Origin of the sequence: Micromonospora sp. CPCC 206060 (assembly GCF_036906895.1) — a bacterium.
Classification (GTDB): domain Bacteria; phylum Actinomycetota; class Actinomycetes; order Mycobacteriales; family Micromonosporaceae; genus Micromonospora.
Map to the genome: position 1 here is coordinate 1 of NZ_JBAKHU010000074.1, position 25824 is coordinate 25824.

21 protein-coding genes and 4 pseudogenes are annotated in these 25824 nt (G+C 70.6%); 13 read left to right on the forward strand and 12 right to left on the reverse strand.

Features of this window, described 5'->3' with window-relative positions; all coding sequences use genetic code 11:
* The first annotated feature begins 82 nt into the window (after window positions 1–82).
* Window positions 83–592, forward strand: coding sequence for a hypothetical protein (locus V6U90_RS28025; protein ID WP_334442956.1), 510 nt, complete (start codon window positions 83–85; stop codon window positions 590–592).
* 201 nt (window positions 593–793) lie between these two features.
* On the opposite strand, the gene V6U90_RS28030 is transcribed toward V6U90_RS28025, so the two are convergent.
* Window positions 794–1387, reverse strand: a complete 594-nt coding sequence (locus V6U90_RS28030) for a hypothetical protein (RefSeq protein ID WP_334442911.1) — start codon at window positions 1385–1387, stop codon at window positions 794–796.
* Between the two features lie 90 nt (window positions 1388–1477).
* Entirely contained in the window at window positions 1478–1846 is a 369-nt protein-coding gene (locus V6U90_RS28035) for a cyclic-phosphate processing receiver domain-containing protein (protein ID WP_334442958.1), read from the reverse strand.
* 184 nt (window positions 1847–2030) lie between these two features.
* Between V6U90_RS28035 and V6U90_RS28040 the strand changes: the two genes are divergently transcribed.
* Window positions 2031–2618, forward strand: a complete 588-nt coding sequence (locus V6U90_RS28040) for a GIY-YIG nuclease family protein (RefSeq protein ID WP_334442914.1) — start codon at window positions 2031–2033, stop codon at window positions 2616–2618.
* A gap of 75 nt (window positions 2619–2693) precedes the next feature.
* Here the strand turns inward: V6U90_RS28040 and V6U90_RS28045 are convergent, their stop codons facing one another.
* The 3 genes from V6U90_RS28045 to V6U90_RS28055 all read right to left on the reverse strand — a co-directional run bounded on the left by V6U90_RS28045 (window position 2694) and on the right by V6U90_RS28055 (window position 5423).
* The gene (locus V6U90_RS28045; RefSeq protein ID WP_334442916.1) at window positions 2694–3218 is read right to left on the reverse strand and encodes an O-acetyl-ADP-ribose deacetylase; all 525 of its coding nucleotides are present in this window, start codon (window positions 3216–3218) and stop codon (window positions 2694–2696) included.
* Between the two features lie 274 nt (window positions 3219–3492).
* On the reverse strand, window positions 3493–4419 hold the full coding sequence (locus tag V6U90_RS28050) for an aminoglycoside phosphotransferase family protein (RefSeq protein ID WP_442933685.1): 927 nt from the start codon (window positions 4417–4419) through the stop codon (window positions 3493–3495).
* On the reverse strand, window positions 4416–5423 hold the full coding sequence (locus V6U90_RS28055; protein WP_334442921.1) for a hypothetical protein: 1008 nt from the start codon (window positions 5421–5423) through the stop codon (window positions 4416–4418). Before V6U90_RS28055 ends, V6U90_RS28050 begins: the two co-directional genes overlap by 4 nt.
* A gap of 637 nt (window positions 5424–6060) precedes the next feature.
* Between V6U90_RS28055 and V6U90_RS28060 the strand changes: the two genes are divergently transcribed.
* From V6U90_RS28060 to V6U90_RS28085, 7 genes and pseudogenes are all read left to right on the forward strand, one after another.
* The gene (locus V6U90_RS28060; protein ID WP_334442925.1) at window positions 6061–7629 is read left to right on the forward strand and encodes a TIGR02677 family protein; all 1569 of its coding nucleotides are present in this window, start codon (window positions 6061–6063) and stop codon (window positions 7627–7629) included.
* Window positions 7626–9017: a TIGR02678 family protein gene (locus tag V6U90_RS28065; RefSeq protein WP_334442927.1), complete on the forward strand. Its 1392-nt coding sequence runs from the start codon at window positions 7626–7628 to the stop codon at window positions 9015–9017. Before V6U90_RS28060 ends, V6U90_RS28065 begins: the two co-directional genes overlap by 4 nt.
* A 21-nt stretch (window positions 9018–9038) precedes the next feature.
* Window positions 9039–13196: a TIGR02680 family protein gene (locus V6U90_RS28070; RefSeq protein ID WP_334442929.1), complete on the forward strand. Its 4158-nt coding sequence runs from the start codon at window positions 9039–9041 to the stop codon at window positions 13194–13196.
* On the forward strand, window positions 13193–14488 hold the full coding sequence (locus tag V6U90_RS28075) for a TIGR02679 family protein (protein ID WP_334442931.1): 1296 nt from the start codon (window positions 13193–13195) through the stop codon (window positions 14486–14488). The genes V6U90_RS28070 and V6U90_RS28075 overlap by 4 nt, the downstream gene beginning before the upstream one ends.
* 198 nt (window positions 14489–14686) lie before the next feature.
* Window positions 14687–14913 (forward strand): annotated as a pseudogene (locus tag V6U90_RS28080) (hypothetical protein); the annotation flags it as partial.
* A 16-nt stretch (window positions 14914–14929) separates the two neighbouring features.
* Window positions 14930–15016: pseudogene (locus V6U90_RS34025) on the forward strand (hypothetical protein); the annotation flags it as partial.
* A 61-nt stretch (window positions 15017–15077) separates the two neighbouring features.
* Window positions 15078–15897, forward strand: a pseudogene (locus V6U90_RS28085) (IS630 family transposase); the annotation flags it as partial.
* 79 nt (window positions 15898–15976) lie between these two features.
* Here V6U90_RS28085 and V6U90_RS28090 read toward each other — a convergent pair.
* Both V6U90_RS28090 and V6U90_RS28095 read right to left on the reverse strand, forming a co-directional pair.
* The gene (locus tag V6U90_RS28090) at window positions 15977–16645 is read right to left on the reverse strand and encodes a hypothetical protein (protein ID WP_334442934.1); all 669 of its coding nucleotides are present in this window, start codon (window positions 16643–16645) and stop codon (window positions 15977–15979) included.
* A 368-nt stretch (window positions 16646–17013) separates the two neighbouring features.
* Window positions 17014–17150, reverse strand: a pseudogene (locus tag V6U90_RS28095) (IS630 family transposase); the annotation flags it as partial.
* Window positions 17151–17506: 356 nt separating this feature from the next.
* Here V6U90_RS28095 and V6U90_RS28100 point away from each other — a divergent pair.
* The gene (locus tag V6U90_RS28100) at window positions 17507–18202 is read left to right on the forward strand and encodes a hypothetical protein (RefSeq protein ID WP_334442936.1); all 696 of its coding nucleotides are present in this window, start codon (window positions 17507–17509) and stop codon (window positions 18200–18202) included.
* Between the two features lie 98 nt (window positions 18203–18300).
* On the opposite strand, the gene V6U90_RS28105 is transcribed toward V6U90_RS28100, so the two are convergent.
* Both V6U90_RS28105 and V6U90_RS28110 read right to left on the reverse strand, forming a co-directional pair.
* On the reverse strand, window positions 18301–18606 hold the full coding sequence (locus V6U90_RS28105; RefSeq protein ID WP_334442938.1) for a transposase: 306 nt from the start codon (window positions 18604–18606) through the stop codon (window positions 18301–18303).
* A 120-nt stretch (window positions 18607–18726) separates the two neighbouring features.
* Window positions 18727–19881, reverse strand: coding sequence for an FAD-dependent oxidoreductase (locus V6U90_RS28110; RefSeq protein ID WP_334442940.1), 1155 nt, complete (start codon window positions 19879–19881; stop codon window positions 18727–18729).
* Between the two features lie 24 nt (window positions 19882–19905).
* Here V6U90_RS28110 and V6U90_RS28115 point away from each other — a divergent pair, with 24 nt between their 5' ends.
* Window positions 19906–20631 (forward strand): TetR/AcrR family transcriptional regulator, encoded by a 726-nt coding sequence (locus V6U90_RS28115; RefSeq protein ID WP_334442942.1) that lies wholly within the window; start codon window positions 19906–19908, stop codon window positions 20629–20631.
* A 354-nt stretch (window positions 20632–20985) separates the two neighbouring features.
* Here V6U90_RS28115 and V6U90_RS28120 read toward each other — a convergent pair whose 3' ends face one another.
* The 3 genes from V6U90_RS28120 to V6U90_RS28135 form a co-directional block, all read right to left on the reverse strand.
* Window positions 20986–21177: a hypothetical protein gene (locus V6U90_RS28120; RefSeq protein ID WP_334442945.1), complete on the reverse strand. Its 192-nt coding sequence runs from the start codon at window positions 21175–21177 to the stop codon at window positions 20986–20988.
* 141 nt (window positions 21178–21318) lie between these two features.
* The gene (locus V6U90_RS28125; RefSeq protein ID WP_334442948.1) at window positions 21319–21693 is read right to left on the reverse strand and encodes a cyclic-phosphate processing receiver domain-containing protein; all 375 of its coding nucleotides are present in this window, start codon (window positions 21691–21693) and stop codon (window positions 21319–21321) included.
* Between the two features lie 259 nt (window positions 21694–21952).
* Window positions 21953–22867, reverse strand: coding sequence for an aminoglycoside phosphotransferase family protein (locus tag V6U90_RS28135; RefSeq protein WP_334442950.1), 915 nt, complete (start codon window positions 22865–22867; stop codon window positions 21953–21955).
* 308 nt (window positions 22868–23175) lie between these two features.
* Here V6U90_RS28135 and V6U90_RS28140 point away from each other — a divergent pair, with 308 nt between their 5' ends.
* The gene (locus V6U90_RS28140; protein ID WP_334442952.1) at window positions 23176–24723 is read left to right on the forward strand and encodes a hypothetical protein; all 1548 of its coding nucleotides are present in this window, start codon (window positions 23176–23178) and stop codon (window positions 24721–24723) included.
* A gap of 411 nt (window positions 24724–25134) precedes the next feature.
* Window positions 25135–25824 (forward strand): sulfotransferase (locus V6U90_RS28145; protein ID WP_334442954.1); only part of this gene is annotated, 690 nt, incomplete at its 3' end.

Below are 25824 nucleotides of genomic sequence, written 5' to 3' on the forward strand. Positions count from 1 at the left end.
CTCAGAGGGCACTTTCTATCTCCGGGGTCCCGCCGACCCGACATTCATCGGTGGATCGAGGCTGAGCGTCCCAGTCCGGTTGGTGGAACTGCCGGCGGAGCCGCACTGGTCGCTCCTGGATTGCCATCACGTGAACCCGCCGCTCCTCGACCCCGGCACCTATGCGATCGACGAGGCCGCGTATGGCAGTGACCAGGTCGTCGGCACCTTCGTCCTCTCACCCGGCGACGTACGCGGAACACGCTTCGTCCACAACCTTGTTCGCACGGGCTGCTGGTCCCTGGTGGGGTGGAACCCGTGTGTGGCCTGCGAAGGCTGCGGCGCCGTGGTCGCCTCTCGGACGGATGACTGCAGGGTGGCTCAGGAGACGCGCTTTTACCCAGCGATGGTCGTCCGGGAGCCGTGTGACGATGAGCCTGATCGCGCCGCAGATCCTTTTGCGCGGTTCGCCGACTGGGACAGCCCTGCGCCCGACACTAGACGACACGGCTGGGTGCCCAAGCCGACCCGCCCTCGTCCCGAACTCGTTGCGACCCGCTGGGGCGGCCGAGGTGTGAAAGAGCATCTCTTTCGAGACGATCCGCCAGCCTGACCAGCCGGCCGGTATCGGACCTCGACGGCCGGCGTAAGGGATTGACCTGCACACCTCTCCGAGAGGTCAGCATCGACCGCCGTTGAGCAACCATCCACTCGATCGACGGCTCATGTCCGGCCACGGCGCACTAATCTGCTGCAGATACCGCGCTAGGCGGTGTCGCCACACCCGATCGTTCCCACCTCGGCCGTGCCGATCTCAGCGCGCATTCGACGTCTCGATGATGGTGGCCGTTCCTACCGTGGGCCGGCCCTCGTGCATGGTGATCGTCATGCCCGGTTGCAGGTGCCTCCAGAGGGGTGGAGACAGCGGGCCAAGGCGGACCGACCCGGTGGCGCCTGGTGGCAACGCCGGCGCCGACTCCACCCAGATGCGAGCCACGAGCAGATCGGGGGCGCCTGCGGCCGTGCGCCTGCCGACATCCCACAGCGGTCGGAGGATGCCCTTGCCCGGGATCGGCGTTCGCCGTCCGCCTTCGGCGGGCGACAGGAGTCGCATTTCTGCGCGGACGATCCCGTGGATGCTCTCCCACCGACCCCAGCGGCACCACGCGGCGGCATCAGAGAGCCACATCAGCTCGGCGCTGTCGATCAGCAGATCCCACCACGCGGTCGGCGGTCGCCAACCCGTGTCAAGGTCCGCAAGGAGATCGAGCGCGACCTCCCACTCGTCGTGGTCGAGGTACTCGCGGACGTCCACCACTGTCGCGCCGGCCTCGTTGACGACATCAGCGGGGACCATGGCCGCAGCCCGGGCGAGCAGATCGGCTACATCCACCTGCGGATTATTCAACGTCGCCGCAGCGTCAGCGCGACGCCTCTCACCGGCGCTCGGGTTTGCCGCCCCGGGTGTGACAGCCGTCGGGCGGCGAGTTCGAGTCGGTCAGCTCAACGGGAGACCGTCGAGATAGCCAACGTCAGTGGAGCCCGACGCGACACGGACCCGGTACCCCCAGCTCCGGAGAACCTGGACGACCTTCGCGGCACCGGCCGGATTGGCGGAGTGGACGTTGATGACGCCGACGTCAAAGGGGCACTTGTCGAAGGCAGCCCGTTCCAGAACCTCCACGACCGGCCAGATCGTGTCGTCCCCACCCAGGTCGTGGTCCAACCACAGCTCGTCCAGACGCCGGTCGCGGTACCGATCGAGGAGTTCAACTCCGGCGGCGCTGGTCCGGGCCACCTCGGCACCACGGCCATCCACGAACGAACGGAGATCATCGACCAGGATGGTTGTGCGACGGGCATCCACGTGATGATGATGCCTGGCACCGTCGTCGTCTGACATCCGGATTTGCCGCCGACAGTGCGCGGCCTGCTGATCGGTCTGTCAGTAACCATGGCCGCCGACCGCGGCGCTGCCGAACCTTGCGTGGAGCATCCGGTGTGCTTGCAGCCCCGGCCACGAGCCGCCTGGGACGCCTAGGATGGTCCCGATGACCATTCCCGAAACGCGACCCGACGACGTCCCAACCGACGGAGCCCGGGTCGAAGAGGCCTTGCGGCTGCTCTCTGGCGTGCCGGTCGGACTCGATGTCGCCGTCAAGCGGCTCAGCCGTGGCAGCGGTGTCTACGCCTGGTGGGCTGGTCCTTCGATCTTTCCCGACCTCCCCGGGCCGCCGAATGAAAGCGTCCCGTCGCTACGGCTGCTGTATCTCGGACGGGCGACCAGCCTGCGGGGCCGGATCCTGCGCAACCATCTGAGGCGTTCGGGCAGCTCGACTCTGCGCCGTACATTGGCCGGGCTTCTTGTGTCCGAGGGCTACCGGACGACCTGGACCGATCGTGTTGTCCTGGTCTCTGAGGATGAGGCGCGGCTGACTGCGTGGATGTACGCGCACCTGCGCTTGACCTGGGCGGAGGACGCGGAGCCGGCGACTATCGAGGCCGAACTTGTCCGGCGTGTGCACCCGCCGCTCAACATCCACGGCGTCGACCCCGAGCACATCCAGGCGGCCGTGGTCGCCGCCAAGAACTCATACAACGCCAGCAGCCGCCCGGTCGAGCCGTCGCGAACGCCGTAATCGGTTGCCCGACACGCGTACGGTTACCGATGCGCGCTCATGCCGCGTTAAAGCGAGTGCGTGCGCCGCCAGAAGTCACCGACCGTGGTTGAAGGTCTGGTAGACGTGTTCGGCGGCCTGGCGGGTCTGTTCGTCGAAGTACACGAGGCGGATTACGTCCACGGTGGTCGGCTCGGCGTGTAGGGCGGTCAGCGCCTGACCGACGGCGTCGTCCTTCGGCCAGCGGTACACGCCGGAGGAGATCAGCGGGAAGGCGATCGACCGTGCGCCCAGGTCATCGGCGACCCTCAGGGACCTGGTGTAGCAGTCGCGCAGTAGCGGGGCGCGGTCGATGTCGGGGCTGAAGACCGGCCCGACGGTGTGGATCACCCATCGGGCGGGTAGCCGCCCGGCGGTGGTCGCCACGGCCTGCCCGACCGGCAGGCCCCGCCCGTACCGGCTGGCCCGAAGAGCACGACACTCCTCCAGAATCGCCGAGCCGCCCTTGCGGTGGATCGCCCCGTCGACTCCGCCGCCGCCAAGTAGCGACGAGTTCGCTGCGTTGACGATGGCGTCCACCCGCTCGTCGGTGATGTCGCCGGTGACCAACTCGATCCGCACCGCTCGTCCTCTCTGGCCTGGCATCCGGTAGCCGCGCCCCGTCGGCAGGTCCGGTCGGCATGACCGCCGAGGCTACCGCCGACATAGGCCGGACGCCGCGCCTTTCGACCATGCAGCAGAAGGCAGCCCACTCCACTGCCAAACCATGACGATTCACCCCCTCGCCCCCGGCGCCCGCGTGGCCAGCCTCGGACGGATCCGCGAGGGCCTCGCATCTGATTCACACCAGCCATGCGCACTGGTGGCCGTCCGACCGGTCGCTGTCAGCGGTGGATTACAAATCGGCGAACGGGGTCCAGCGTGCGGTGTCGTCGCGTTGTTGGATGGACCGTAGTCGAAGCGTGAACTCGTGTGCGACGTTGGGTCCTGAGGCGAGTAGCGGGACGGCGGCGGCGATCATTTTCAGTTCGCGGGCTTCCCGCAGGATCGGCCAGGCCGGGTCGGTGGTGACGTCGTACCCGTAGGCGGCGGCGAGGCGGGTGTGGGCGCCGGGGCGGCGGAAGCGGGCCTCGCCGACCGGTACGGCGGTGAGGTCGACCTGCCAGGGGCCGAGGCAGGTGGCGTCGAAGTCGCACAGTACGGCGCGGCCGTCGTGGCGGCGGAGCAGGTTGCCCACGTGTGCGTCACCGTGGACCAGTCGGGGTGGTGCCTGCTGGTTGAGCGCGGCGATGCGGGGTTCGAGTCGGTCGCACCAGTCGAGTAGGAACCGCCGGTCGGGGTCGGGGAGGGCTTCTGCGTCGGTGAGTCGGGCGCGGGCGTCGCCGACCGGGTCCCACACCGGTAGTGGCAGGTCGGAAGGGGTGAGCTGGTGGAAAAGGCGGAGAACCCTGCCGAGGTCGGTGACGTCCGGTGGTGGTGGTCGGGGCGGCAGGTAGGTCCAGATGGTGGCGTGCAGCCCGTTGACCTCGATCGGCTGCTCATATCGGGGGGCGAGTCGGATGGTCGGTGCGTCGTTCTGGGCGAACCAGCGGCCGAGGGCGGTCACCTTGGCGACCCGGTCGCGTAGCCGGTGGGAGCGGGTGATCCGGATGACGATGCCGGCATCGGGGAGGGCGAACACGGCGTTGTTGGTCAGCCGGAGCAGCCGTGCCTGTTCGCCGTCCACGCCGAGTTGTGCCGCAATCTGCCGCGCGGCCTGCCGCATCGGAGCTTCGCTGAACCGGCCGCCGGTTTCCTGGCTGTTTGTGCCGTCGCCGGTCATGCGGTTGCCGGGAAGGTGCGGGTGATGGTGTGCCGGAGGTCGGCGAGACCGCTGTGCCGGGTGTCCTGGGGAATGTCTCTGCTGAGGTTGCGGACACGGTCCCGGACTCGTCGTGAGGAGAGCGCCTGCCCCATCTGGATGACGGCGGTGCCGGCGGTGACGGCCTGGTCCGGTTCGCCGGCCAACGCAAGCGCGCTGCACAGGCCGATCCTGTTGAGCACCGTACTGCGCACGTTCTGCGGCCCGAACGCACTGATCGCGGCCTGGGTCCACTCCACTGCCGAGTTCGCGTGGCGGCGGTCGTGGCGGGCGAGGTCGCGGTGCACGCGACCGTACTGGGCGAGCAGTTCGCCGCGGTCGTAGAAGCGCATCCAGTCCGGTTCGTGGGCGGGGTCGATGTCCTCGAAGTGGCTGCTCGCCTGCCGCAGGACGGTGGATGCGGCGGCATGCTCGCCGAGCGCGGCCAGCGAGGCGGCCTCGGCCCCGCGCAGCATGGCCAGCAGGGCAGGCGTGGCCTCGGGGCCGAGATCGTCGTGGGCGAGCCGGATCGTGGTGAGAGCGTCGTGATTGTGGCGCAGGTGCTGGAACTGGCGGGCCTGGCAGTAGCGGATCCGGGCGGCGAGTTGCTGGTCGCCGACGCTGACGGCGGTGCGCTCGGCGGCGAGCCAGTGACGGCCGGCGTCGCTGTGTCGGCTGGCGTCGAACGCGGTCCAGCCGGCCAACTGTCGGGCGGCGGCGGCAGCCGTGGCGAGGTTCGTGGTCCAGCGACCTGCGTCGGCCCGGGCGAGCAGGACAGAGGTGGCCTCCGCGAAACGGCCGACCTCGGCACACAGTGCCCCGCCGCCGATTTCGTAGTCCACCGACCGGTACAACGCGGTGACGGCCTCGATGCGGGCGATGTCGCCGGCACCGATACGCCGGCTCGCGGTACTCGGTGTCAGGCCCAGCAGCCCCGAACCGGCGGCGACTGCGGCGATCGACGCCAACAGGCTCCGCCGCCGCATGTCGACGATCGTGTCGGAACCCTTCCCCTACTCGGCGACGCTGGCCGTCCCGGCGGGGTGATCATCTCCCATTGGATCGTCCTCGGGTAGCACGCCGGTCACCATCTCGACTTCCGGCTCGCCGGCCCCCGAGCACCCTGTCGGCCATCGCTCCCCAGCGTGCCCGGCGTGCGGCCTCGGCCTTCTCCACGCTGTGTCTGGCCTCCATCTGCCGGTAGGCGTCGTAGGCGGTGATCAGCTCACCTTGGGCGCTGAGGAGCGACTCGCACTGCAGCCAGAAGACCCGGTCCACGATCTGACGGCCACGTTCGACCATGGCGACGGTGCTGCGACTGCTGCGTACCTGCCGCGCGAGGTCGTCCTGAATACTGAGTCGTCGGGGCCGGTGGGGTCGGGTGGTCTGGGCGGGCGATGAGGACGCCGGCCAGGACCAGAGGTGATCGCGACCAGCATGCTGCGGGCGGTCAGGGCGTCACTGGCACGGCGCCGCCCCCCGGCCACTTCATGACCCACCTCGCCATCAGAGAAGCCCTGGCGCAGGTTTCGCGGTCGCCGTCGGTGCCCCGCGCGCCTGGCCGCCCTTCCGGTCCGGCTGGGTAGGGTGGGTGGCTGTTCGCGCCCCTTTGGGAGGAAGACGATGACCATACAGCCATCCCGGTCCACGTTCGGCCTGGACGACTTCGGGCTGGACGACCGAATGCGGCTGTTCGGTTACGTCACGGCGGAAAACCGGCTCGCCTACCTGTGGTTGCTGCGGGCCTTCGACTCGGCGCGGTCCAGCTATCACGTGGTGCTGCACACCTCTGACGTGGCCGCGGCGCTGGCGGCGCTGCACGAGGAGAACGCCGACTGCCCGGATCCGGTGCGGTTGGAGCTGCCGCGGCTGCTCGATGCCCTGGTGGAGTGGGGGGTGCTCGACCGGGGGCAGGACGGTTCCCGGGCAACGACGTTGGCGGAGTACCGCAACCGGCACTCGGTGTACCAGTTCACCGAGGCCGGGTACCGGGCCCACCGGGCGGTGGAGGCGGTGTTGTCGGCGAGCATGGACGACTCGACGCTGTCCCGGCTGGTCTTCGCCGATCTCCTGGCCGACCTGAACGCGCTCGCCGTGGCAAACGAGGCCGGGGATGCGGAGGAGGTCTACCGCAAGTTCAACCGGCTGGACCGGGCGTTGGCGGACATCGCCGAGCGGGCCGCCCGGTTCTACCACATGCTGGGCGATCTGGGACGGACCAACGATGTGCGGCCGGAGGCGTTCCTCGCGCACAAGGACGCTCTGCTGGCTCACCTGCGGGACTTCCACGACGAGTTGCAGCGGTACACGCCCCGGCTGCGTGCGGCGGTGCACGAGGTGGAGGCGACCGGGCTGGACCGGCTGGTCGAGGCGGCCGCCGAGGCCGACGAGCGGCTGTTCCACACCCCAATGCAGCGGCTGGATGACTGGCGGCGGCGCTGGGCGGGGCTACGGTCCTGGTTGGCGCCGCCAAGTCCGGAGCAGCTCAGCGAGGCGGACCGGTTGTCGGATGCCACCATCGCCGCGATCGGTGATGTCCTCGCCCTGCTGCGCCGGGTCACCGAGGCACGCCGTGGCGGGGTGAGCCGGGAGTCGCAGCTGCGGCACCTGGCCGCGTGGTTCACCCAGGCCGGCAGCCAGGAGGCCGCGCACGCCCTGTTCGACGTCGTGTTCGGCCTCGGCGCGCCTCGTCACGTCGGAGTGGCGTACCCGGATCCGGAGGCGATCGCGACTCGGCTGTCGTGGTGGGAGACGCCGGCGGTGGAGCTGTCCCGCACGCTGGTGGCCACCGGTCGGGCACCGGGGCAGGGCCGGGGACGGCCAGCCCGGCTGGACCGGGTCGACGACCGCCGGCACCGGCTGCGCGGTGACCAACTCGCCCGGGAGCGCCGGTTGACCGACGCGGCGACGGCTCTGGCCGCCGAGGGCGTCGACGATCATCGGTTGGACGGGGCGCAGAGGCAGGTCCTGCTACGTCTGCTCGACATCGCACTGGCCGCCCGGGTCGGTGGCGCGGCCGCAGTGCCGCTGGCGGCCGCCGCGCACGGCGTCCGGCTCACCCTCACCCCGACGCCGGGAGGGTTCACCACGGTGCACACCGTCGAGGGCCGGCTTCATCTGGACGGGTACGCGTTGACGGTCACCGCCGCGCAGCACACCGCGGTCCGCCGTCCCGAGTTGGTGTCGGCGTGACCGCGGCTTCGGCGGCGCTCCGGCCGGCGGTCCACCGGTTCGCCGTCGATGTCCCGGAGCTGGAGTTGGCGGACTACCAGCGGGCCGTCCGGCTGATTCTGCGTCACCCGCTGATCACGCCGACCTGGCCCGACGAGCGGGCGCTGCCCCGGGTGCGGCGGTTCGCTGCCACTCTGCGTCGGGATCTCGCCGAGGCGTTCGGGTACCGGCTGGAGCTGCACGGTTCGACGGCCCGGCTGGTGCGGGCGAAGGACCAGCTCGACGGCTCCCAGCCGGCGGTGTCCCGAACCGGGCGGCCGTTCGACCGGCAGCGCTACGCGTATCTGGCGTTGTGCCTGGCGGTGCTGGGCCGTGCCGGGATACAGATCACCCTCAGCGAGTTGGCCGATTCGGTGGCCGGCGACGCGAACCGGATCACCGGCCTGGGGCTGGATGCGGACCACGGTCCGGATCGGCGGGCTTTCGTGGATGCGGTCGGCTGGTTGGAGGAGCGTGGCGTGCTCCGGCTGGCCGACGGTTCCAGCGCCGCCTGGGCCAGTGACCCCGGGGCCGGTGAGGCGTTGTACGACGTCGCGCGGGACGTGGTGTTCGCGCTGTTCCGGCCGACCCGGGTGGTGCAGCACGTGGAGTCGGTGTCGGCGCTGCTCGGCCGGGCGATGACCAGCAGTGGCAACGCCGAGCGCCGGCAGGCGGCCCAGGCGGCCCGGCGGGCGGTGGTGGAGTCGCCGGTCGTCTACCACGCCGACGTCGATCCGGTGGTCGCCAACCATCTGCGCGGGTCGGCGCTCGCCGCCGATGTGGCCCGGTTGACCGGTTTGCGGGTGGAGCGGCGGGCCGAGGGGGTGCTGCTGGTGGACACTGCCGGGTTCACCGGGGAGCGGTTCCCGGGTACCGGTTCGGTGGCGCAGGCCGCAGTGCTGCTGGCGGTGGAGATGGCTGACCGCGTGGTGGATCCGGATGGCCGTCGGGTACGGCGGTTTGTCCCGCCTGACGGGTCCGGCCGGCAGCAGGCGCTGGTGGGTCAGATCGATGCCGGCCTGCCCTCGGCCACCCTGGTGCGCCTCGACGACGCCGGCCCGGCCGAGCCGTGGACCACCGGGGACGAGGGCGCCCCCGACGACACCGACGGCGCCGGCCGGCTGCCGTTCATCACCGACAGCTTCTTGCGTACCGCCGTCGGTGAGATCCTTCAGCGGTACGGGACCGCGTTCGGGGCGCAGTGGCACGCCGACCCGGACCGGCTGCGCGCCGAGGCGGTGGCGCTGCTGGAACGGTTCGGCGCGGTCACCTGCGTACCGGGCGGGGTGCTCGTCCGGCCGCTGGTGGGCCGGTACCGCCACACCGTCGCCGCGGTCAAGCCCCGCGCCGCCACCGAAACCCTCTTCTGACCTGACCTCGGGAAGTTGATTGTGATCGAGCAACGTGCCGTCCGCCGGTTCACCCCCACCCGCGCCGGGATCATCAACCTGTGGGACTACCGGGACGAGGAGTTCCTCTTCGTCGACGGTTGGTTGGTGTTGCGCGGGCCGAACGGCTCCGGCAAGACCAAGGCGCTGGAGGTGCTGTTCCCGTTCGTTCTCGACGGGCGGATCGAACCCCGGCGGCTGAACCCGTTCGCCAGCGAAGACCGGACGATGAAGTCGAACCTGCTCTACCGGGGGCAGGAGGTCACGCACGCGTACGTGTGGATGGAGTTCGGCGACGGCGAGCGGTACGTGACGGTCGGCATCGGGTTACGGGCGCACCGGCACGTCGACCGGGTGACCCGCTGGCACTTCGTGGTCGACGGTCGGGTAGGGGTGGACTTCTCGCTGCTGGACGCCGACGACCGGCCGCTGAACCGCCGCGACCTGATCGACCGGTTGGGTGCCGACGCGGTGCGGGACTCGGCGGAGGACTATCGGCACCTCGTCGACGCCCGGCTGTTCGGCCTCGGTCCGGCCCGCTACGAGCAGCTGCTGGACCTGGTGCTGACCCTGCGTAAGCCGCAGCTGGCCAAGGACCTCAACCCGGTCGAGTTGTCCCGCACGTTGCAACGAGGGCTGCGTCCGGTCGAGGACCACCTGCTGGTGGAGGCCGCCCGCTCGTTCGACGACATGGAGGCGGTCGCCCGTACCCTCGAAGGGCTGGTGGCGGCGGACGGCGCGACGGCCTCGTTCCTGGCGGTCTACTCGACGTACCTGCGCACCCATGCCCGGGCGGCCGCCGACGCCCTGGGTGCCCGCCGTGACGCGGTCGCCACCCAGTCGGCCGCACTGGGTGACGCCCGCCGCGCGGCCGACACGGCCGCCGAGGCGGAATCCGAGGCAGGCGAGCGGCTGCGGGCCGTCGAGGGCGAGCCCGGACGGCTCCGCGCCCACCTGGACAGCCTGAAGGCCTCGGCGGCCTACCAGTCCCACGAGCAGCTCGCCGACCTGGAACGGCACGTGCACGACCTGGCCGAGGCGGCCGAGCGGGCCGGCGAGGCCGTCGCCGCCGAGGAGACGGCGGTGGCGCGACGGCGTACCGAATGGGAACGGGCGATGGTGGCGACCCGGGACGCGCGGGCGGTGGCCGACCGGCTCGCCGCGGAACTCCTGCTCGACGCCGAGACGGCCGGGATCCCCTGGAGCGCCGGCGACGCCGCACCGGACGCCCTGGCGGCGCGGATCACCGCACGGGCCGCCGCACGCCGCGACGACGTACGCGCCGTCCGCGAGCAGGTGGCACGGCACGGCCAGGCCGAACGCGACCACTCCCGGGCCGCCGCCGACGCAGCCGCCGCCACGGCCGCCGCCGCCGACGCCGAGCAGGCCGAGCGGCACGCCGAGGACGCCGTCGAGCAGGCCCGCGCGCGGCTGCGCACCCAGATCGGGCAGTGGGCGCAGGGCAACGCCGGGCTGCTGGCCGACATCGCGCATCCCGAGCTACCCGCTGCGCTGGCCGCCGCCGTCGACGCCACCGGCGAGCCGGGCGCGCAGACCCTGCGGGAGGTGTACGCACAGGCCACCACCGCCGCCGTGGCCCAGGGGCGGGACCGGCTCGCGGCGCTGGCCGCGCAGCGCGCGGCGCTCGCCGACCGGCGCGCCGAGGTAGCCGCCGAACGGGAACGGATCGCCGCCGAACACGACGACGCTCCGCCCGTACCGATGACCCGGCCGGCGACGCGCACCGGCCGAGCCGGCGCACCGCTGTGGCGACTGGTCCGCTTCGGCGAGGCGGTGACCGGCGCGGACGCGGCGGCCATCGAGGCGGCGCTGCACGCCGCCGGGCTGCTGGACGCCTGGCTGCACCCGGCCCCCGAGACCACGGCGACCGCGCTGGCCAGCGACGACCTGGACGGCTACCTGCTGCCGCTCCCGCCACACCGGCGGCCGACCGGCGCCACCCTCGCCGACGTACTGGTCTGCGAGGAGCAGGACGACGTGCCCGCCGGCCGGATCACCGAGGTGCTCGCCTCGGTGGCGCTGGCCGACCTGGCCACCCTGCGGGCATCCGCCGAGGAGGACGCCACGCCGGTGACCGTCGGGGTTGACGGCCGGTACGCCCAGGGCATCGCCGTCGGCCGGTTCGTCAAGCCCTCCTGCGAGTACATCGGCGCGACCGCCCGAGCGGCCCGCCGCGCCGCACGAGTCGGCGAGTGCGACCGGCTGCTGGCGAGCATCGACGCCGACCTCGGCGCGGTGGACCGCGACCGCGTGTCCGTGGAGGCACTGCTGGCGGCGGTGGACACGGCCGCCGGGCAGTTGCCGGCACCCACGCCGGTCCAGGCGGCGCTGCGTGAGCTGGACCGGGCGGCCGCGACACTGCGCGCCCGTCAGGAGGCCAGCGCGACCGCCGCCGCCCGACTCGACCAGAGCCTGGCCGAGCGGGCCGCCGCATCGGCCGCCCTACGGCGGACGACGGCGGAGCGGTCGCTGCCGGTTGACCGCGTCGACGACACCGCCGAGGCGGTGGAACGCTTCGAGAAACGGGGCGTACGTCTGGAGAGCGCCCGACCGGCCGCCGCGCGGGCCGCCGAGCAGGAGGAGCAGGCACGGCAGCGGCACGACGAGGCGGTCGACCGGTTCACCGTCGCGCAGGACAGCGCGCGCACCGCCCGTTCCCGGCACCGGGACAAGGCGGAGGCGTACCGGACCCTGCGCGACAGCGTGGGTGCCGACGCGGAGCGGGTGCTGGCCGACGTGGCCCGGACCGCCGACGGGATCAGCGAGGCGGAGGAGGCCGTCGAGCGGGCCCGCACCCAGCTCGGCGCCGCCCGGGAACGGCAAGTCTCCGCGGCGACCCGGGTGGAGCTGGGCGAGCAGGCCGTGATCGTCGCCGTCGCCGAGGCACAGCACGACGCCCAGCGGCTGCGTCCGTACGCCCAACCCGACCTGCTGGGCCTGCTTCGCTGCCCCACTGACCTGCGCTGGCCGGCCCAGTCACCCGGCGACAAGCCCGGCTCGGACCTGCATCCGCAGGTGGCAGCCCTGCACGAGGCGATCCTCACCGCCACCCGGGAGCTGAGTCCTACCGAGACGTCACTCAAGCAGAGTGCCACCCGGCTGACCACCGCGCTGACGGAGCTCCAGGCGCAACTGCCGGCAGCCGGCCTCGACCACCGACCCGAGTGGGACACCGACGACGGAGTGATCGTGGTCCGGGTCGCCGACGAACAGGGGCTGACCCCGGTCGCCCACTTCGCGGACCGGATCGCCAGCGAGCGCCGCGACCAGGAGCAACTGCTGACCGACTCCGAGCAGCGGGTGCTGGAGGACGCCCTGCTCGGGCAGCTCGCCCGGCAGATCCATCATCGGACCATCGAGGCCCGCGACCTGGTGGCGGCGATGGACAGCCAGATGCGGGCCCGCCGGATGTCCTCAGGCCTCACCGTCGGCGTCGGCTGGCGGCTCGCCGATGACCTCGACGCCGAGCAACGTGACGTCTGCAAGCTGCTCGAACGCGATCCGGCCCGGCTCGGACCGGCTCAGCTCACCGCCATGCGCCGGCACTTCGCCGCCCGGATCAAGACGGCGCGGGCGGCGGCCCCCGAGCGGCCGTACCGGGAACTGCTCGGCGACGTCCTCGATTACCGGCAGTGGCGAACGTTCGCGTTCGCCCTGCATCGACCCGGTGGCGGTACGGAGGCACTGACCCGCGCCCGGCACAGTCAGCTCTCCGGCGGTGAGCAGTCGGTCTCTCTGCACCTGCCGCTCTTCGCCGCCGCCAACGCGCTGTTCGGCTCGGCACGGCCGGACGCACCCCGGCTACTCGGCCTCGACGAGGCGTTCGCCGGGGTGGACGACACCGGCCGAGGTGAACTGATGGCCCTGGCGAAACAGTTCGACCTGGACCTTTTCATGACCGGCTACGATCTTTGGGCCACCCACCCGGCGGTCAGCGGCGCCGCCCACTACGACCTGTCACACTCCGCCGTGGAACACGCCGTGTCCACCGTGCTGCTGGTCTGGGACGGCTCGACCAACATCGCCGACTTCGACGGAACGCTGGCTCGTGCGCTCGGCTCCCCGGAGACCCGCCGCGCCCCGCAAGGTCGCGGGGAACCCGAACGAGCCGCTGTCCTGCTCGATCTTGACGGCGAATGACCAGCGGGCGCGACGGCCGACCGTCGGACCGGCCCGGTCAGGAGACGTTGTCCGCGCAGCCTGGGCGGGACCGGCAGGGCGGGCACGGCAGTGCGGCGGAACTGGTCGAGCAGCCCGGCTGGCGGCGGTTGCTGGCAGCCGCCCGGCGCAGCCTGGAACGCACCGGAGGCCAGCTCGACGCCACCGTGACGCTGGCCGCCCCTACCGACGACGAACGTCTGGTGATCATCGGCATCACCGGCACCCACCGCTCCGCCACAGCGGCCCGACTCAGCGTACGACTCACCGAGGTGGACGAGCACCTGCGGGCGGCACACGGAGTCGGCCTGACCGACGTACTCGCCGCGACGGCCCCGCTGCGCAACCGGCCGGCCGACCTGAAACGCGAGGCGGTGGCCCGCGACGCCCTCCTCGCCGTGGCCAACGGCAGCCGGCACGCCGGCACCGCCTGGTACGCCGGATGGCTCGACGGCCTGCGCCGCGACGGCACCCTGACCCGCGTCGTCCGGGCCGGGCTGCCGTTCGAGGGCGTGGTCCGCGTACTGGACGCACTGCCCGCGGCCGACGAACCGATACCGGTCTTCGCCGACCGGGTGCTGGACGACACGAAGGCCCTCACCGACGGGCCGCTGCGTGGGCTCGTCCTCCGTGCCGTCGCCGCGTGGCAGCAGACGGCGCCGCCGGTCGACGGGGAGCAGGAACGGACGTTGTGGGAATCGGTCGGGCTGGTCCCCGACGACCTCGCCAGCCAGGTGCTGGTGCTCAACGTGCCGGCCACCGGCGGCCTGGTCGGGCGGTGGCTGACCGAGGCCGCCCGGGCGGGCGTGCCGATGCGGGTCACCCTGCACCAACTGCGCCTGGCACCGCTGACCGTGGTCTGCGACGAGGTCTACGTCTGCGAGAACCCCGCCGTGCTCCGCGCGGCCACCACCGCGCTCGGGGCCCGGACCCCGCCGCTGATCTGCACCGAAGGGGTGCCGTCGGTCGCCGTCCACACGCTGCTGCGCGCCGCCCGTGGGGCCGTGATCCGATGGCGCAACGACTTCGACTGGACCGGGGTGCGACTGACTGCGGCGGCTCTCCGGCGGTACCCTGGTGCGGTCCCGTGGCGGATGACCGCCGCCGACTACCTACCGGCGGCAGGCACCGGCACGACACTGATCGGTACGCCCGCCCGGACCCGGTGGGACGAGTCGCTGGGTGAGTCCATGCGGCAGGCCGGCCGAGCGGTGATGGAGGAACGCCTGCTCGACCGCCTCGTCGCCGACCTGCGCACGACCGCAACCGGGTGACGGTCCAGCGACAGCGATGACCTTCCGTCGTCGGTCAAGATTCCTCGCGTGCCAGAGCGGGCTGCCGCCGCGCCAGGACTCGTCACGGTCGGCGACCGCAAATCGAACACCGGAACCCCGCATACCGAACACCGACCTACCCGCAAATCGAAAGCCAGCCTCCGCGCAGATCGAAACCGCAGCGGCTTATCATGACGCATGCCCACACCGCACCTGATCCCCGCCGCGCCGCCGCGCAGGTCGACGCCGCCCTGGCCGACACCCGCGTCGTACTGATCAGCGAAGCACGTCAGGCGGGCAAGAGCACGCTGGTCCGCATCGTCGCCGGCGGCCGTCTCGCCGAGCGCCGCGATCTCGACCGGGCACAGGACCGGGCCGCGGCGATCGCCGACCCGGTCGGCTTCGTGGACTCCTCCGAACTCCTGGGCTGCTGAGCGCAAGGTGACCGGGATCCTGGCCGAGTACGCGTGCGGAGGCACCTACGACGTCGCCGTCAGCGAAGGCCGCTTCACACCGTCGAAGGCGCACCACGGCACCGCAGAACACGTGGCCGCCTTTGGTCCGGGGTTACGTCACATCCACCTGACCGGCCACGACCCGACCGAAGACGCTGGGTCGTCCCTTCACGCGTTGGAGCGTGCGCAAGCTTGCCGACTACCTGGCCGTCAACCGGGTCCGGCGGGTGGTCATCGGTCGGGAACGGCTGCGGCAGATCCTGCGCCACCACGACGTTTCCTTCCAGCGCACCCGCACCTGGAAGGAGTCCCGCGACCCGGACAAGGACGCCAAGCTCGACCGCATCGAGGAGGTGACCCGCAGGTTCCCGGACCGGTGCTTCGCCTTCGACCAGTTCGGGCCGCTGTCGATCCGCCCGCACCACGGCAGCGGGTGGCGCCGGCTGGCAGACCGGACCGGCTGCCGGCGACCTACACGCGTACGCATGACATCCGCTACTTCCACGGCTGCCACAGCCTCGGAGATGACCAACTGTGGGGCGTGATGCGCCGCCGCAAAGGCGGTGACCACAGCCTGGCCGCGCTTAAGTCGATCCGCGCCGCCCGCCCGGACGGCGCCCCGATCTACGTGACTGGACAACCTGTCGGCGAACAAGACCCCGCAGATCCGGACGTGGGCCGCCCGCAACAAGGTCGAACTCTGCCTCACTCCCACCCAGGCGTCCTGGGCCAACCCGATCGACGGCCCAGTTCGGGCCGCTACGCGCGTTCACCCTGTCCAACTCCAACTACCCCAACCACACCCTCCTGGCCCGCGAGATGCAGTCGTATCTGCGCTGGCGCAACACCAACGCCCGCCACCCCGACGTCCTTTCAGCCCAACGCCGCGAACGCGCCAAAGTCCGCAGCGAACGCCAACACCGCTGGGGCCGCCCCCGAGCCAGAGCTGCCTAACGCCCCACCCGGCAAACGTTCACGGACACCGCACTGGGGGACTGGGTACCAGTACTCAGTCCCCCCGGGTCAGCGCGGACTAGGAATGCGGCTTGTCGACGTACCCGATCTCCTCCAGCTTGTCGTCAATGAGCCGGTAGGTGGCCGTCCGCTCGATCACCAACTCGACCATTGAGGCGTCGTCGGGTCGGGTCAGGTAGACCACCTGCGCCTGGCCGGCACTGATGGTGACCTTCTCGATCGGGGTGCGGTCGCCGAGATCGACCGTGCCGACATAGGCCGGGGCGCCCTTGACGTTGCGCCAGAGCACGATGCCCCAGAACTTGCCCGTCCCGCCGCCGTCGAGCATGATCGCGCGCAGCGCGTCGGCGGCGCCGTCGCCGGTCAGGTCACCGATCGCGCACGGCGGTTGCAGGGCGACCACCACGCCGTCCTCACCGGCCCAGCGCCCCTCGGTCAGCGGGATCGGATCGGGGTAGTTGTTGTACCGCACCTTGGTACTGCCCAGCTCCGATTCGGCCACCTGGTCGCAGGTCAGCGCGGGGACCTTCGCGGGCGGCGCGGCGGGCGGCGAGACGTTGTCGTTCGCGCTGCTGCCGTCGCCGAACGGCGGGTCGGCCACCGGTGAGTCCGACGGCACGGTCGTACCGCCGGGGCCCGGCGTGGCGCCGCCGTTGATCTCGATCTTGCACCCGCCCGCCACGAGGACCAGGGCGAGCGCGGCCAGCGGCAGCAGCGTCCTGCGCATGGTTGTTCCTTTCGATGAAGTGGGCCGCAGCGTAGTGCGCCCCCGCCAGTGTCGGACTGCCACCGCGTTTGTCGCGCGGGCCGGCGTCGAGGCCCCACAACGCGGCGACCTGGTCGAGGGTGAGTGCCCTGGCGGTGTCCACGGTGACCTTCGGCCAGACCCAGCCCGCAGAGCAGCCGCCGGTGATCCAACCGGCCGGCGCACGCCACCAGGTCAGTGCCGAGCGCAGGGTGGACAGGTGCCGGCCCCGGTGGCCACTGCGGTGGTGCTGACGTCGGTGCCCAGCGCGGCGACGTCGTAGCCGGCCGGGGTACCGGCGAGCCGGGCGGCGAGCGCGGTCAGAGTCTGCCGGTACGTGACCCAGGCGCCGGTCGACCAGACGCCGACGCCATGATCACCAACGCCCGACGGACCCGGATCGAGTCATGCTTGCCACGACGGACCAACTGCAGCAACCGGCGGCCTCGTCATCCGACAACCGCCGCGTCCGTACCGGATCAGCCAACCCACCCACCCCATCCTCGGCAACGAAGACAACCGCTACCGAGCGGTGGGACCACACCGCCCTGTCCTGCCGGACGCCACCCGGCGTGTCACCAACCCGGCAAACGTTCATGGACACCGCACTAATTAGCTGGCAGAGCATGCTCCTCTGCCGCCGCTCCGGCGTCACGAACCTATGGCGCCGCCCGGCACGCGAGCCTGCCGAAACGGAGTGCGTTATTGGGTTCCGGACACCGCCGCGAGCGGGCTCACGGGTGTGAGTCGGTGGTAGATTGCCCGGTATACGTTCTTGATGATCCGAGCCTGTCTGAACGCGCCCGGGCAGTTCTCGCACAGCGGTCCCGCCGAACGCGGCGCATGACCGCTACCGACATCCGCTCGATGGCTGTTCTCCGTGTCAACGACCGGGTCGAGGGGGCGCCCTGCGAACTGGTCGAAGCGATTGTCAGGTTCGAGGAGCGCTACGGCGGCCTCTGGTACCCGGTCATCGGCGCCAATGGTATGGAATACGGCCTCGACGGTGACGTGGTGGTTCATCGCAGTCCGCTGGGGCTGGCCTTCACCGGCATCGTGGACGGCGACTGGACCTGGGGCGTCGACGTTCTTGCTGACGGCCGTACCGCTATGGGACCCGGCACGTGGCCCTACCGCGTCATTGACCGCTCCGTCGATCAGCGTCTGGAGAGCCACGCCCTGCTCGTGGCGGTCAGCGGCTGGTTCCACCGGACCTTCACCTGCTACACGGCGCGTGAGGTCGTCCCTGTAGTAGACGAGCGGCGTCTACCGCAACGCGTACCCGAGGCGACCGGCCCGACGGAGCTGTGGTGGCTGGACGAGGACGCCGGCGTCGCCGTCCAGGCCCAACTTCGCGCCTGGCCCCAGGACAGAGACGAGTGGATCATCCGATACTTCACTCGAACCCCGACGCAAGCTGCCGACGCGAACCCGGTCGTCTTCGGGGCAACAGTCCACGAGACGGTACCGGCTCTGTGGTGCACGCTGTGTTCCCGCCGGGTCGAACCGGGACGTACCTGTCACCCTTTACACCCGTAATCGATCGCCGGTTGGGTGCGGCACAGAGAACGACACCCCTTCGTTGAGCGGCGGCATGAACCACGATCGGCGGACCGGATCTGCCGCGTTGCTAGGTGTCACCGACCGTGATTGAAGGTCTGGTAGACGTGCTCGGCGGCGTGGCGGGTCTCCTCGTCGAAGAGCACGAGGCGGATCATGTCCATGGTGGTCGGCTCGGCGTGTAGGGCGGCGTCCAGGGGTGCGGTGCCGTTCCAGGAGGCGAAGTGCCCACGGCTGGCGACGCGGCTGATGTCACCGATGTCGCCGATCAGGCGGGCGGCGCCGGAGAAGCCGATGCCGTTGAGGTCCTGCAGACTGCTGCCGGTGGTTTCGACGAGCTCGGTCAGGGCGGACAGGAACTTCTTCGCCCCACCGGGCAGCAACTCCAGCAGCAGTTGGTGGATGCAGTTGAGTAGGTCGGTGCGGGCCTGGCCGATGAGCGGACGTCCGATCCTCCACGGCAGGAGCGTCTACAAGGGCGAGGCCGGCTGCGTTGCGCGTTGTCAATCTGCGGGTGCCGGCTCGGTGGGCTGCGGCGTGAAGAAGCGGATGATGTCGTCGGCTGCGGTGGGGGACAGCATCATTGCCTGGACTCGTGCGGACATTTCGGCGATCGGGTGGGTTCTGGTGAACATTGCCTCCTCATACGTCCGGATCGCCGAGTCGGGGTCGGCGGGGTTGGTGGCGAGTTCGGCGGCGAGTTCGGCGGCGAGTTCGGCGGCGAGTTCGGCGGCGTCGAGCATGGCTTGGTTGGCGCCCTCGCCGACCGGCGGCATGAGGTGCGCGGCGTCACCGATGAGGGTGATGCCCGGCTGGTGGGTCCAGCGTGTACCGGTGGGCATCGCCTCGATCCTGCGTGGGGTCGGCGGGCTGTCGCCGGCTTCGATGAGTGCGGTGAGGCGGGGGTCCCAGCCATCGAATATGTCCAGCAGAGCGCGCTTGCTGCGGTAGGTGTCTATGTGGCGATCGTCCGCGCGTAGGGAGATCCCGACTCGGATGCTGCCGTCGCCGAGGCGTTGCGCTGCCAGGATCTGGTTCACGCCGATGCACCAGAGGTTTCCGGGGCCGACCAGTTCGGCGAGATCCGGGTGGCGCCGGTCGGCGTCGCTGATGTTCAGCTCTACCAAGGTGGCCACGTAGGAGAGTCTCGCGTCGGTCAGCAGCGATCGGACGACCGAGCGTGCGCCGTCCGCGCCGATGAGGACGTCGCAGTCGGCGCTGTGGCCGCCATCGAACATGAGCCCGAACCCTCCGTCGGGTCGTGGCGTCGCCGCGACGAGCCGGTGCTGCCAGGCCACCGCGTCGCCGGGGAGCGAATCGAGCAGAAGATCACGCAGTGCGCTGCGGTCGACCTCGGGGCGTCCGGAGAATGAGCCGGGTTGTGGCTTGTGGTGCACGAGGGTGCGTCCGGCCGGGTCGAGGATGCGATGTTCCTCGCCCTCCGGCCGTGCCTCGGACCGGAATCGGCCGGCGAGACCCGCCGCGGCCAGGGCCTGTTGCCCGGACTCCGGGTGCAGGTCGAGCGAGCCGCCCTGCGATCGCGCGGATCGGCTTGCCTCGCGTTCGTACACCACCGCGCCGATGCCGTGCCGGTGCAGGATTCGGGCCAGCGTCAGGCCGCCGAGGCCACCACCGGCGATCGCAATTCGCATCATCATCTCCGTTACCGTACGCTGTATCTTATGGATACGCCGTACGGTAGCGCACCGCTGCCCGTCTGGGAACGGCCCGAGCCTCAGCCGCGGGCGGCGCCGGTGCCGCTGAGCCGCGCGAAGATCGCCGCCACGGCGATCCGGATCGCCGACGCACACGGCCTCGACGGGCTATCGGTACGCAAGATCACCAAAGAGCTCGGTGTCGGTCCGATGCGGCTCTACGACTACGTGATCAACAGATCCGAACTGCTCGATCTGATGGTCGACGCCGTGTACGCCCAGATCGCCGAGGCCGGCCAGCACTCCGAGTGGCGCGCCACGGTACTGGCCATCGTTCACCGGACCCGCGATGCCGCTCTTGATCATGAGTGGTTCGCCGACCTGCTCGGCGCAAGGCCACACATAGGACCTCACGCGCTCGCCGTGGGCGAATCGACCGCGGCGGCGCTCAGCCAGGCCCCTGGCGTGCGCGGTATCGACGATCTCCAGCGGGCCTTGGGCGCCCTCAACGCGTTCATCGTCGGAGCACTCCGCAGGGAGATCACCGAGCGACGCACCGCCCGTTCAACCGGCACCGACGTGTCCGCTTGGCAGGCCGCCCTCGGCCCCTACCTGACACGCATGCTCGAAACAGGCCGCTACCCCACCGTCGCCCGGCTCGTCATCGACGGCGCCCACCTCAACGCCGAGGAAACCTTCCACCACAACCTGATCACCATCCTGGACGGCATCACCAACCATCCCCACACGTGACCTACTGCTCGCAGGCCAGTACCGGCTGAACACCGATACACCTCGATCAAACATCCGGATCCTGCCGCGAGCCAGGCGCGAGGCGCACTCGCAAATCCGCATCGTCTCGTCTGGTCTGCAGCCCGTCGACCGGTGTACCGCAGGCGGCCCGGTGCCCGGCAACCTGATAAGACTCCTGGCCGCCCGCTCTTCCTCCAGGACCCTGAAACCTCTAGGACGCTGCCCCGTAGCAGCGCTCGCGTTCCTGTGCCCACAGTTCGTCGTCGCTCAGCGAGGCGTATTCGGGCCGCATCTTTCGCGCCAAGCCGTACAAGGTAAAAGCGGAACTCGGCCGGTCGGTGCTGCGGGAGACGATCAGGGCGCTCCACAGGGGCTCCCCTTGTCGAACGCTCGACGGGAGACCTTGCCGAGCGGCTGGCTCAGGAAATCTGGTCGCGTGTCTACCCGCCTGGCGAGGGGACCATAGCCAATCAATCCCTTCGCCGTAGCGACACCGGATAGAACATCGGCGATGCGGTCGACCCGGTCGACCTCGAACGTCTGCATCCGGTCACGATAGAACTGCCCAGGCTCGTGACGGTCCAGCTCATCCGCCACAATTTCGGCCATCCCGGCGCTTCGATGCGCCCTCATCCGCCGCGAGGCGCTTGGGTTGACGAAGCCTCTTGGGCGGCGTGCGGTCGCTGGTCACTCCGTCGCGGTGGGGCTGTCGAGGTAGGCGACGTCCGCCGAGCCCGACGCAATGTGGACGCGGTAGCCCCAACGCTGGAGAGCCTGGGCCATCTTCGTGGCACCGGCTGGGTTGGCGGAGTGGATGTTGATGACGCCGACATCGAGCGGTCGGCCGTCGAAGGCAGCGCGCTCCAGGACCTCGACGACCGGCCAGATCGTGTCGTCCTCGCCAAGGTCATGATCAAGCCATAGCTCGTCCAGCCGCTGATCGCGGCAATGCTCGAGAAGTTCCACTCCGGCTGCACTGGTACGGGCCACGTCCGCGCTGCGGCCGTCAACGAACGAGCGTAGATCGTCGACAAGGATGATTCGGGATTCGTCCGTTGCCATACGAAGATGATGCCCGGCCCCTGCATCCGCCATGGTCAGGTGCACGGGCGTCAGCCTCCGCGACGTGCACATCGCCACCCGCCACGCCGATCCCCGCACCACCATGCGCTACGACCGAGCCCGCAAGAACCTCGACCGCCCCCACCTACATTTTCGCCGCGTACGTGGCATCCGGGACGTGACGGTGGCGAGGAGCGACTCTGCCGATGTGCGGATGGTTGATCACGCCGGTCTGTCGGACGCAGTGGTGATCGGCGGGTCAGCGGATTGTGGCGATGAGGCGTTGCAGGGCGGCGTGGGCGGGTGGGCCCCAGGTGGGCTTGCCGCCGGGGCGGCCGTGGACGCCGGCGTCGCCGATGAGGATGCCGCCGAGGGCGCGTGCCATCGCCCAGCCGCGGGCGCGGCGCATGGTGGCGGTGTCCGGGGTCGGCTGGTAGGTCGCGTAGAAGTGGTCGGTGGTGTCGTCCGGTAGCAGGAGCCACACTGCGGCGAGGTCATATGCCGGGTCGCCCGCGCAGAGGTCGCCGAAGTCGATCACGCCGCAGAAGGTGCCGTCGGCGGTGAGGACGTTGGCCGGGTGCAGGTCGGCGTGGAGCCATAGCGCCGGGCCCGTCCATTGAGGCGCGGTGACCGCGTCGTGCCAGACGGCGCGGACGGCGTCCGGGTCGTTGATCAGCCCTCGCTCGCTGGCGGAGGTGAGCCCCTTGGCGAACTGGTCGGCGCGGTCGGCCAGTGGCCCGCCGCGGTCCCGGCCTGCGGGCGCGCCGCTGGGGGCGGGTTGGTGAAGAGCCGTCAGGAAAGTGGCCAAGGTTCTGGCCGCGTCTACCGCACACGTGACGGGGATCCGGTCGGCGGGTGTGCCCGGAACCCAGGTGGTGATGAGCCAGGGCCGAGGGAACCGTTCGGAGGGCTCGCCGAGTCGCTGCGGGACGGGGATCGGCAGCGGAAGGCGCGGGGCAAGCGTGGGCAGCCAGGAGTACTCCTTGCGCAGCAGCGCGTCTGCGGACCCGGTCGCCCAGGGAAGCCGGACGGCCAGGTCGTCACCGAGTCGCCACAGTTGGTTGTCCCATCCACGCGCGCCTAGCCGAACCGGGCGATCGGCGAGGTCGGGGTGCTGGTCGCGTACCAGATCCCGGACCAGCTCCGCGGTGATCTCGATCTCGCCGTGGGTCATGCGGAGCAACAGTAGTCCCGCAGCGTCGCCTGTTCACCCGGCAGCGGATCGCCGTCAACTACTGCCCACACCGGTTCGTATCGCGCTTCGTCTGGCCCGCCGCTCATGCCGCCGACAAAGCGCGGCACCGGGCCCGCTTCCCGCCTCAGGCCAGTCAGTCCTCAACGGCTGCGTCACCAAACCTGCTGTCACAGACGCCTGTGCGCACCGGGTCGGCCGCCCAGCCTGGCCGGACAGCAGCACCGGCAAGGACTTCCCATCAATCCCGTGCCTCGTAGGTCCGATGACGACGGCCGTAGGATCTGGAAGTGGACGATGTGCATGGCGCAGATCATCGAACTCCGGCATCCGTGACCGACTGGGCGCGGCTGTTCGTCAGCTACAGCCAATACGAGGTGTCCGCCGTGCCGGGCGCATCCGGCGTGAAGATCTACACCCTCGGCGACGACCTGCTGCACGTCGGCGGGCCGAATCAGTTCACCGGCTTCTGCGGCATACACACCGGCTGGATCGAAGCACGCGTCCGTGTCTTGCCCGCGCCTCCGGCGGAGGCCGACGTCGGCTGGGACGCGATCAGTGAGGCGACCCTCTGGAGTCCCAGCGGTCGGCTGTCGGTCATCGGCTTGATGGGCGGCACTGCGGAGGCCCTCACCGACGTCGCCGTCCCGCGCGGGCTGATCCGGGTGCGGGTGCACGCGCGCGACCGCCTGCACGAGACCGTGCGCACCGACGACGACCCACCCGAGCGGCACGAGCTGCACATCTGGGCGGTGTCCGAGGAGACGCCATGGCGCACCGTCCTAGCCGACCCGGGAGGCCGCGACTGGGAGCAGAAATCGGCGAAGGCCGCCGAGTGGGCGATGCTGTCACTGGTACCGCGCCCGTCCGGCCGTCCGGCCATCCTGCCGCCGCTGCCACCTGACCCGTACGAGGACGACACCGGTCTGTCCCGGGTGGCGGTGATCCGCTACCGGCCCGCGCCGGTCGAGGTCTCGGTGGGAGTGCTGCCCGCTGGCGACCTGGAGGTCCGGCTGGAGCGGGTCGACGGCGAGACTCTCAAGTGGTCGTGGGCCACCGCCGACGAGCCGATCTTCCCTCGTCCGCTGGCCACGCTGCCGGACGGCGAGCCGAGTACCGTACGGCTGACGTCCGGCCCCGACGGCTTCACGCTGCGGCACGAGGGAGTGCTGGGCCGGCACGCCTTCGCCCTCGGCCTGATCTGGGACCATCTGCTCGACACCGCCGGGTCGTATCCGTGGATGGAGACGTTGCGTGAGCAGGCCGCCGAGGCGACCGCGCTGGCCGAGAAGACCCGCCGTCTGCAGGCCGAGCGCGACGCCGAGCAGTGGGGAGGTGCTCCGCCGTCGGATCGTGTCCGCAGGCGCTTCAGCCAGGCGCGGTCCCTTGCCCGGATCGACCGCCCGTTGCTCGACCGCATCGACGCGCTGCCCGCCGCCCGCCAGCGGGAGGCAGCCTGCTGGGCGGCCCGCCGCGCGATGCGTGTAGCCGGGCTAGAGCAGATCGGGTGGATCGCCGATGCGCTCGCCGACGCCGAGGCCGACCACCCGCTGCCCCGATCCATCACCGAGCAGAGCGGCACCGCCGCGTTCAACCGGCTCTTGTCCGATCCCGAGGTGCCGCACACCACCGTCCCGCTCCGCCCAGACCCAAAAGCGTTCGGCGTCACAAGCGGCGTCACCGAGATGCTCCAGCAGGCCGCCGCGTTCCCCGCCCTGATCGCCCTGGCGGATGACGATCCGCTGGTCGCCGCGATCAACGCCGTCTACAGCGCGGCAATCGCCCACGGCGACGACCGCGACCGCTTCCTCACCGACGCCCACATCGCCCTGCGCTGAGCCTCCGATTCGGCACGCAAAGTCAAAGGCGGCACCCGAACACGTCGCTACCGCGTGCGGAGCCGAGTCGACGAACGCCCCCGACCGAACGCATGACGGAGCCGCGCCCGTGCGCTCTCATGCCGAGATCAGTACATCAGTGTGCGAGGGATGCGACGCGTTGGGAAGCTTCGATAATTCGTTGCTCGCTTGTTGGAGGCGGCCGTCCGGCACGCACTCGGCGCGGCGGGTGCGGGTCCGGCCCGTAGCAGCGGGTGAAGGGGATAAATGGCTTGCACAGGCGCCGGGCTGAGAGTTTGACTGCTCGCCATGCCTTTCCCCTCACCGATCTTCGTTGCGGGTACGGGTCGTTCGGGAACGTCACGGATCGCCGACATCATCGGCGAGCATCCGCTGATCCATCGGATTCCCATGGAGACCAAGTTTCTCATCGACCCGGGTGGCCTGCGGGACCTGGCCGACGCGCTCACCGATCGATACGACCCCACCGTCGGTGAGGACGCCCTGCACCGGCTGAGCGAGTTCCTCACCGTACGAGTGCCTGGCCGGCGCGACGATCGCGGCAAAACCGTTCCCGAGCTGGTCGGCGAGCGGCGCTACCGGGACGCGGTGCAACAGCTCTGGCCGCAGTTGATCGCGTACACATACGACGAACCTGCGCCCCCGGAAGGCTTCGGGAACGCCGACCGGCCTGCCGGACCGTTCGAGCCGCTGAGCCGCCGGCGGGCACTTCCCAGGTATTTCAGCGACCGGAGCGAACTGCTCGGAATCTTGCGGGGCCTGATCGACACCATGTTCGGCGGAGCAGCCGCCGACGCGGGCAAGCCGACCTGGTGCGAGAAGACACCGTTCAACCTGCTGTACATGGAGTTCCTCTGGGAACTGGTCCCCGAAGCGACCATCGTGCACATCAAGCGTCACCCGGTCTCAGTGCTCGCATCCCACCTGGCCCAGCCATGGGCACCGCCCACCGTCGACGGCGCGCTCGCCTACCTCAAGCCGGTCTACCACCGATGGCTCACCTGGAAGAACACGGTCGTGTCAATCCCCTGGAATCGTGGAGGACTCGGTTATGCGGCCTGGTCCTCCAGGGCGCGGATG

Coding starts and splice junctions, on each gene's coding strand:
- V6U90_RS28100 (WP_334442936.1), top strand. CDS start 17,507: ATGACCGCTACCGACATCCGCTCGATGGCTGTTCTCCGTGTCAACGAC.
- V6U90_RS28125 (WP_334442948.1), bottom strand. CDS start 21,693: ATGGCAACGGACGAATCCCGAATCATCCTTGTCGACGATCTACGCTCG.
- V6U90_RS28050 (WP_442933685.1), bottom strand. CDS start 4,419: ATGACCGGCGACGGCACAAACAGCCAGGAAACCGGCGGCCGGTTCAGC.
- V6U90_RS28115 (WP_334442942.1), top strand. CDS start 19,906: ATGGATACGCCGTACGGTAGCGCACCGCTGCCCGTCTGGGAACGGCCC.
- V6U90_RS28120 (WP_334442945.1), bottom strand. CDS start 21,177: ATGCAGACGTTCGAGGTCGACCGGGTCGACCGCATCGCCGATGTTCTA.
- V6U90_RS28075 (WP_334442931.1), top strand. CDS start 13,193: ATGACCAGCGGGCGCGACGGCCGACCGTCGGACCGGCCCGGTCAGGAG.
- V6U90_RS28060 (WP_334442925.1), top strand. CDS start 6,061: ATGACCATACAGCCATCCCGGTCCACGTTCGGCCTGGACGACTTCGGG.
- V6U90_RS28110 (WP_334442940.1), bottom strand. CDS start 19,881: ATGATGATGCGAATTGCGATCGCCGGTGGTGGCCTCGGCGGCCTGACG.
- V6U90_RS28090 (WP_334442934.1), bottom strand. CDS start 16,645: ATGCGCAGGACGCTGCTGCCGCTGGCCGCGCTCGCCCTGGTCCTCGTG.
- V6U90_RS28055 (WP_334442921.1), bottom strand. CDS start 5,423: ATGCGGCGGCGGAGCCTGTTGGCGTCGATCGCCGCAGTCGCCGCCGGT.
- V6U90_RS28135 (WP_334442950.1), bottom strand. CDS start 22,867: ATGACCCACGGCGAGATCGAGATCACCGCGGAGCTGGTCCGGGATCTG.
- V6U90_RS28040 (WP_334442914.1), top strand. CDS start 2,031: ATGACCATTCCCGAAACGCGACCCGACGACGTCCCAACCGACGGAGCC.